A 2,158-nucleotide genomic window follows, 5' to 3' on the forward strand; every position below is an offset into this window, starting at 1 on the left:
GCCCTATGGCGGCGCCAAGGGCGGCATCAAGGTCGATCTCTCGACGATCTCCAAACGCGAACTGGAAGCCCTGTCGCGCCGCTACATGCAGGAGATGATCCCGTTCGTAGGTCCCCATACCGACGTGATGGCGCCGGATATGGGCACCAACGAGCAGGTGATGGCCTGGTTCATGGATACCTATTCGATGTACCAGGGCCGCACCGTGACCGAGATCGTCACCGGCAAGCCGGTGTCTTCCGGCGGCACGCACGGCCGGCGCGAGGCGACCGGGCGCGGCGTCGCCTATCTCGCCAGGCGCGTGCTGATGGAGCTGCAGATCAGCCCGGGCACCGCCACCGCCGTGGTGCAGGGTTTTGGCAATGTCGGCTCCTATGCCGCGCTGGAGCTGTTTCAGTACGGCCTCAAGGTGATCGCGGTCAGCGATCACACCGGCGCGCTGCATGATCCCGCCGGGCTCGACATTCCCGCCTTGATGCGGCACGCCGGCACCCATGGCAGCATCGCCGGCTTCTCCAGCCAGTTGCAGTTCGATGCCGCGCAGATTCTCACGCTTGATTGCGACGTGCTGGTGCCGGCGGCGATGGAGTGCGCGATCGATGCCACGATCGCCGAACACCTGAAATGCCGGATCCTGGCCGAAGGCGCCAACGGCCCGACCACGCCGGAGGCCGACCTCGTGCTGGACCAGCGCCGCGACGAGGTTTTCGTGATCCCGGATATCCTCTGCAATTCCGGCGGCGTCGTGGTCAGCTATTTCGAATGGGTGCAGGACCTGCAGCAATTGTTCTGGGAGGAAGAGGAGGTGATGCGGCGCGAACATCAGGTCCTCGATCGCGCCTTCGACCAGATGGTGAGGCGCGCCAGCGCCGACAACATCCCGCACCGCACCGCTGCGATAGCGATCGGCGTGGAAAAGGTCCGCGCTGCCAAGAAGACGCGGGGCCTGTTCCCGTGATCACCGGCCTCGATCACGTCGTCGTTCTCGTCGGCGATATCGAGGCGGGGGCTTCGGCCTATCAGACCCTGTTCGCGCGCTCGCCTTCGTGGCGCGACGGCGGCGACGGCGCCGAGCGCGTGCTGTTCACGCTCGACAACATGACGCTGGAGCTGATGTCGCCGGACGGCGAAAGCGAGGTCGCCGACCGGATTCGCAAGGTTTTGGCGACCGAGGGCGAGGGGCTGGCAAGCCTGTGCTTTCGCACCGATGACATCGCCAAAATGCACCGCCGGCTCGATCGGCTGACGCTGAAGCCGGAGCCGGTCGCCGACGTCGAAAGCCGCGACACAACCAGCGGCGCGACCTTGTCGTGGAAGCGAACCCGCGCGGCCACGGATATGACGCGCGGCGTGCGGATGTTCTTCCTCGAGCGGGACAGGGAGCGCCCCTTGTCAGCGCGAACCGCGCCGGCGTCGATCACGGCGATGGACCATGTGGTGGTCTCGACGCCCGATCCCGAACGCGCCGCCGCACTCTATGGCGCGCGGCTCGGGCTCGACATGGCGCTCGACCGCTCGCACCCGGACTGGGGCCGGCTGATGTTCTTCCGCTGCGGCGATCTCGTCGTCGAGGTGACGCACCGGCCGGGCAGGGAATCGAACGTGCAGGCGGATGCGGCGCAGGACCGGCTGCGCGGCATCTGCTGGCGCGTCGCCGATATCGACGCGACACGGGCGCGGCTCGCAGCCGACGGTGTCGACGTCTCGGAGGTTCGCATCGGCCGCAAGCCGGGGACGCGGGTGATGATCGTGCGCAACCGCACCTGCGGCGTTCCGACGCTGCTGGTGGAGCCGTCGGCGCGATCCTGATCTGCTGTGAAGTAGAGCGAAGCCGCTCCTTTCGTCGTTGCGAGGAGCAAAGCGACGAAGCAATCCATTCTTCCTTTGTGGGGCAGCCTCTGATGTCGCTTCGCTGATCCGGGCTGCGGGATTGCGAATTTGTCAACCAACATCTCTCGTTCGCTCACAGCTTCGCGATCTCGCCGCATCATTGGCGCGAGGTTTATCGAAAATTCCCGCCCTTCTGAAATCAGAGGGCGCAGGGAAGACCGGGTGCGCGCTGCACCCGCGGTCTCGCGTGCAAATGCACACAAGCAAAACGCACACGAGCATACAGGTTCAGCGGAAACACTCCGGCCTTCCCTGCGCAGTGGTTTAC

At 65.7% G+C, this 2,158-nt stretch carries 2 protein-coding genes; both read left to right on the plus strand.

The features are described 5' to 3' along the window. Window positions 1–958: Glu/Leu/Phe/Val family dehydrogenase (locus tag WCE35_RS19720; protein ID WP_424595000.1), on the plus strand; the 958-nt coding region annotated here is incomplete at its 5' end. Next, window positions 955–1,809: a VOC family protein gene (locus WCE35_RS19725; RefSeq protein WP_424595001.1), complete on the plus strand. Its 855-nt coding sequence runs from the start codon at window positions 955–957 to the stop codon at window positions 1,807–1,809. The genes WCE35_RS19720 and WCE35_RS19725, both read left to right, overlap by 4 nt. The last annotated feature ends 349 nt before the right edge of the window (window positions 1,810–2,158 follow it).

Origin of the sequence: Bradyrhizobium sp. (genome assembly GCF_049691595.1) — a bacterium.
Taxonomy (GTDB): Bacteria; Pseudomonadota; Alphaproteobacteria; order Rhizobiales; family Xanthobacteraceae; genus Bradyrhizobium.